We start from the raw sequence: 6256 nt of genomic DNA, 5'->3' as shown, positions 1-6256 counted from the left end.
ACCTGCGCAACCGCCTCAACGCGGCGACCGGGCTGCGCCTGCCGGCGACGCTGGTCTTCGACTACCCGTCGGCCACCGCACTCGCCGACCACCTCACCACCGAACTGCTCGGCCTGCAGTCGGCGCTCCCGGCGGCCTCCGCCGTCGCTCCGGCCGTGGATGACGACCCGATCGCCATCGTGGCGATGGCCTGCCGCTTCCCAGGCGGGGTCCGCTCGCCGGAGGAGCTGTGGCAGCTGCTGCTGAGCGGCGGCGACGCGGTGGTCGACTTCCCGACCGACCGTGGCTGGGACCTGGACTCGCTCTTCGATGACGACCCCGACAAGCTGGGCAAGGTCTACACGCGCAAGGGCGCGTTCCTGCAGGGCGCCACCCGCTTCGACGCCGCGTTCTTCGGCATCTCGCCGCGTGAGGCGACGGCCATGGACCCGCAGCAGCGCCTGCTGCTGGAGACGTCCTGGGAGGCGTTCGAGCGGGCCGGAATCGACCCTGCCGCCCTCCGCGGCAGCCGGGCCGGCGTCTTCATCGGCACGAACGGCCAGGACTACATCTCCCTCCTCACCGAGGGCCAGGAAGGTGCCGAGGGGCACCGGCTGACCGGTACGGCGACGAGCGTGATCTCCGGCCGTCTCTCCTACACGTTCGGTCTTGAGGGGCCGGCGGTGTCGGTGGACACGGCGTGTTCGGCGTCGTTGGTGGCGCTGCACCTGGCGGTGCAGGCGTTGCGCAACGGTGAGTGCGATCTCGCGCTCGCGGGTGGTGTGACGGTGATGTCGACGCCGGATCTGTTCGTGGAGTTCAGTCGGCAGCGCGGGCTGTCGGTGGACGGCCGGTGCAAGGCGTTCGCGGGTGCGGCGGACGGTACGGGCTGGGGTGAGGGTGCCGGCATGCTGCTCGTCGAGCGGCTGTCGGACGCCCGGCGCAACGGGCATCCGGTGCTTGCGGTGGTCCGTGGCTCTGCGGTGAACCAGGACGGTGCGTCGAACGGGCTGACGGCGCCGAACGGTCCGTCGCAGCAGCGGGTGATCCGGCAGGCTCTGGCCGGTGCCGGGCTGACGGCGGACCAGATCGACGCGGTCGAGGCGCACGGCACGGGCACCCGCCTTGGTGACCCGATCGAGGCGCAGGCTCTGCTCGCGACGTACGGTCAGGAGCGTCGGGACGGCCGTGCGCTGCTGCTGGGGTCGGTGAAGTCGAACATCGGGCACACCCAGGCTGCGGCCGGTGTTGCCGGTGTGATCAAGATGGTGCTCGCGATGCAGCACGGCGTCCTGCCGCGGACCCTGCACGTGGACGCGCCGTCCCCGCACGTCGACTGGACGGCCGGCGCCGTCGAACTGCTGACGGAGAACCTGCCGTGGCCCGAGACCGGCGGCCTCCGCCGGGCCGGTGTATCGGCGTTCGGTGTGAGCGGGACGAATGCCCACACGATCCTGGAGCAGGCTCCGGCCGCAGAAGAGGCCCCGGAGGATGACTCGGTGGCCCTGCCGGTGGTGCCGGTGGTGCTTTCGGCGCGGAGTCCGGAGGCGCTTGTGGCGCAGGCGGCGGGGTTGGTGGCGGTGGTCGAGGGCGGTGGTGCGCCGAGTGTGGCGGATCTGGGGTTCTCGCTGGCGACGGGCCGGGCGGCGTTCGAGTACCGGGCGGGGTTCGTGGCTTCCGATCGTGCGGAGTTGCTGGCCGGGCTGGCCGCGGTGTCCGGTGGTCAGGCCTCGGTGGTGGAGGGGCGGACGGCGTTCCTGTTCACCGGTCAGGGCAGCCAGCGCGTCGGGATGGGGGAGGAGCTGTACGGCGCGTTCCCGGTGTTCGCGGATGCGTTCGATGCGGTGTGTGCGCACCTGGACCAGTTCCTGGACCGTCCGCTGCGCGAGGCGATCGCCGACCCGGAGCTGATCCACGAGACGGGTTGGGCTCAGCCGGCGCTGTTCGCGCTGGAGGTGGCGCTCTTCCGGCTGGTGGAGTCGTGGGGTCTGACCCCGGACGTGCTGGCCGGGCATTCGATCGGTGAGCTGGCTGCCGCCCATGTCGCGGGTGTGTTCTCGCTCGCGGATGCCGCGAGGCTGGTGGCGGCTCGTGCCGGGTTGATGCAGGCGCTGCCGCGCGGCGGTGCGATGGTCGCGGTGCAGGCGAGCGAGGCCGAGGTGCTGCCGCTGCTGACCGAGGGCGTCGGCATCGCCGCGGTCAACGGCCCGACCTCCGTCGTGGTCTCGGGTGCCGAGGATGTGGTGCTGGCCGTGGTCGCGCAGTTGGAGGGTCGGAAGTCCAAGCGGCTGACGGTCAGTCATGCGTTCCACTCGCCGCTGATGGACGGCATGCTCGCGGACTTCCGTGCCGTCGCCGAGCAGGTCAGCTATGAGTCCCCGCGGATTCCGATCGTCTCCACTCTCACCGGCGCTCCCGTCTCCGCCGAGCTGACCGACGCCGAGTACTGGGTGCGCCACGTCCGTGAGGCCGTCCGTTTCGCGGACGCGGTCACCGCCCTGGAGGCGGACGGTGTCCGGACGTTCGTCGAGTTGGGTCCGGACGGGGTGCTGTCGGCGATGGGCCAGGAGTCCGTGGCCGAGGCCGTGTTCGTCCCGGTGCTCCGCGCCGGTCGCCCGGAGGCCCGCACGCTCACGGCGGCCCTCGTCCAGGCCCACGTCCGCGGCCTCGCGGTCGACTGGCCGGCCGTGTTCGCCGGTACCGGCGCGCGCCGGGTCGACCTGCCCACCTACCCCTTCCAGCGGCAGCGGTACTGGCCGGAGCGGGTGGGTCGGGCTGTCGGCGATGTGGCCTCGGTCGGACTGGCGGCGGCCGGTCATCCGTTGCTGGGGGCGGCCGTCTCGCTGCCCGCGGTGGACGGATTCCTGTTCACGGGCCGGCTGTCGGTGCAGTCGCACCCGTGGTTGGCCGATCACGCGGTGATGGGTTCCGTGCTGCTGCCCGGCACGGCGTTCGTCGAGCTGGCGATCCGCGCCGGTGACCAGGTCGGCTGCGGGCTGCTGGAGGAGCTGACGCTGGAGGCGCCGCTGGTGCTGCCCGAGCAGGGCGGCGTCCATGTCCAGCTCGCCGTCGAGGAGGCCGACGGGTCGGGCCGCCGGGCTGTCGGCCTGTACTCCCGGCTGGAGGACACGGCCGGCGGGGAGGTCTGGACGCGGCACGCCACCGGCGTGCTGGCCCCCGGCGACGGTGACGATTTGCCGTCCTTCGACCTCACCGAGTGGCCTCCGCAGGGCGCGACCACGGTCGGCGTGGACGACCTCTACGACGTCTTCCAGGCGGCCGGGTTCGGGTACGGACCGGTGTTCCAGGGCCTGCGCGCCGCGTGGCGCCGTGGCGAGGACGTCTACGCGGAGGTGCGCCTGCCGGAGGGCGCCGAGGCCGACGCCGCACTCTTCGGACTGCACCCGGCCCTGCTCGATGCCGCGCTGCACGCGGTCGGCATCGGCAACCTGCTGGAGGAGAGCGGCGGCGGCCGCCTGCCCTTCGCGTGGAACGGGGTGACGCTGCACGCCGCCGGGGCTTCGGCCGTCCGGGTGCGGATGTCGCCAGCGGGCCGCGACACGGTCTCTCTCGTGCTGGCCGACGAGTCCGGGCGCCCGGTGGCGTCCGTGGCCTCGCTGGCGATGCGTGAGGTGTCCGAGGAGCAGGTGCGCAGTGCGCGCGGTGGCTCGGTCGACTCGCTGTACCGGGTGGAGTGGACGGTGCTGCCGGTGTCGCAGGCGCCGGCGGGTCGGTGGGCCGTGCTGGGTGCGGGCGGGTTCGGTGCGGAGCGGTTCGCGGACCTGGCGGAGCTGGGTGCGGCGGTCGACGGCGGTTCGGGGGTTCCGGATGCGGTGTTCCTGGCGCTGGAGTCGGTCGAGGCGTCTGATGGTGTGGCCTCGGCTGTGCGCGCCGCGCTGCACGGGGTTTTGGGGACGGTGCGGGAGTGGCTGGCTGATGAGCGGTTCTCGGCGTCGCGTCTGGTCCTGGTGACCCGTGGGGCGGTCGGTGCCGAGGTCGAGGACCTGGTGCACGCCCCGGTGTGGGGCCTGGTCCGCTCGGCGCAGTCCGAGAACCCCGGCCGCCTGGTCCTGCTGGACCTCGACGGCGGCGACTTCTCCCGCGAGGCGCTCTCCGCCGCTCTGGCGGCCGGCGAGCCGGAGCTGGTCGTGCGCGGTGGCGAGGTGCGGGTGCCGCGTCTGGCCCGGGCGGCGGTGTCGCCGGAGGCGGTGTCGGTGTTCGGGTCGTCGGGCACGGTCCTGGTGACGGGTGCGTCGGGTCTGCTGGGCGGGCTGGTGGCCCGTCATCTGGTGGTCGGGCACGGGGTGCGGAGTCTGCTGCTGGTGTCGCGTCGTGGTGCGGACGCGCCGGGTGCGGCGGAGCTGGTCGCCGAGCTGACGGACGCCGGCGCAACGGTGACGGTCGCGGCGTGCGACGTGGCCGACCGCGACGCGCTGGCTGCGCTGCTCGCCGACCACGAGCTCTCGGGTGTGGTCCACACGGCCGGTGTCCTGGACGACGGCATCGTCACCTCGCTCACTCCCGACCGCATCGACACCGTGCTGCGTCCGAAGGTCGACGCGGCCCTCCACCTCCACGAGCTGACGGCCGATCACCCACTGACCACCTTCGTGCTGTTCTCCTCCGCCGCCGGCACCTTCGGCGGACTCGGGCAGGGCAACTACGCGGCCGCGAACGTCTTCCTGGACGCCCTCGCCGCCCAGCGCCGGGCCGCCGGACTGCCCGCGACCTCCCTCGCCTGGGGTGCCTGGGCGGAAGGCGGAATGGTCGGTAGTCTCGCCGATGTCGACGTCCGCCGTATGAGCCGTGGCGGTGTGCAGGGCCTGCTCGCCGACGAGGGGCTGGCGCTCTTCGACGCGGCGATCGCCGCGGACGAGTCCCTTGTCGTTCCGATCCGGCTCGACCTGGCCGCGCTGCGCGCCGAGGCTGCCGCCGGCACCCTGCCGCCGCTGGTGCGCGGCCTGGTGCGCGCCCCGCTCCGCCGCGTTGCCGAGAACGGCTCGGCGGGCCGCCCGGCCGGCTCGTCCCTGGCGCAGCACGTCCTTGCCGCGCCGGCCGCCGAACGGACGGAACTCCTGCTGGACCTGGTCCGTGCCCGGGTCGCGTCCGTCCTCGGCTACGGGGACGCGGGCGCCGTGGACGCCAACCGGGCGTTCAAGGAGCTGGGCTTCGACTCGCTGACCGCCGTCGAGCTGCGCAACGAGCTCAACGGCGCGACCGGCCTGCGCCTGCCGGCGACGCTGGTCTTCGACCACCCGACGCCGGGTGCCCTGGCCGCTTTCCTGCTCGCCGAACTGGTCGGCGAGGCGCCGGGTGCCGCAGCGGCTGTCCGGACGGTGACGGTCGATGACGAGCCGATCGCGATCGTCGGCATGGCTTGCCGCTTCCCGGGTGGCGTCGAGTCCCCGGAGGATCTGTGGCGGCTGGTGTCGGAGGGCCGGGACGCGGTCTCCGGCTTCCCGACCGGCCGCGGCTGGGACCTCGAGAACCTCTACCACCCCGACCCCGACCACCAGGGCACCTCGTATGCCCGCGAGGGCGGGTTCCTGCACGACGCGGGCCTGTTCGACCCGGGCTTCTTCGGGATCTCGCCGCGCGAGGCGCTGGCGATGGACCCGCAGCAGCGGCTCCTGCTGGAGACCTCGTGGGAGGCCGTGGAGCGTGCGGGGATCGACCCGGCGACGCTGCGCGGCAGCCGTACCGGCGTGTTCGCCGGCGTGATGTACCACGACTACGCCCACAACCTGGGTGAGCTCCCCGACGGCGTGGAGGGTTACCTCGGCACCGGTAACTCGGGCAGCATCGCCTCGGGCCGGGTCGCCTACACCTTCGGTCTGGAGGGTCCGGCGGTCACGATCGACACGGCCTGCTCCTCTTCTCTGGTCGCGCTGCACTGGGCGATCCAGGCGCTGCGGAACGGCGAGTGCACGATGGCGCTCGCCGGCGGCGTGGCGATCATGTCCACCCCCGAGGTGTTCGTGGACTTCAGCCGCCAGCGGGCCCTCTCCGCGGACGGCCGGTGCAAGGCGTTCTCGGCGGAGGCGGACGGCACCGGCTGGGGCGAGGGCGTCGGCATGGTGCTGGTCGAGCGGCTCTCCGACGCCCGGCGCAACGGGCACCCGGTGCTCGCCGTGGTCCGCGGGTCGGCGATCAACCAGGACGGTGCGTCGAACGGCCTGACGGCGCCGAACGGTCCGTCGCAGCAGCGGGTGATCCGGCAGGCGTTGGCGAATGCGGGTCTGGCATCGGATCAGATCGATGCGGTGGAGGCGCACGG

Annotated in this window: 1 protein-coding gene; it reads left to right on the top strand. The window is 73.2% G+C overall.

Annotated features, from left to right (window positions below; translation table 11 throughout):
* A partial coding sequence (locus ACZ52R_RS43175; protein WP_465755550.1) for a type I polyketide synthase occupies positions 1-6256 on the top strand: 6256 nt, incomplete at both ends.

This window comes from Kitasatospora sp. NPDC034023 (assembly GCF_055575795.1).
The sequence above is the reverse complement of the archived record's forward strand: the minus strand, read 5'-3'. Positions and strand labels throughout refer to the sequence as shown.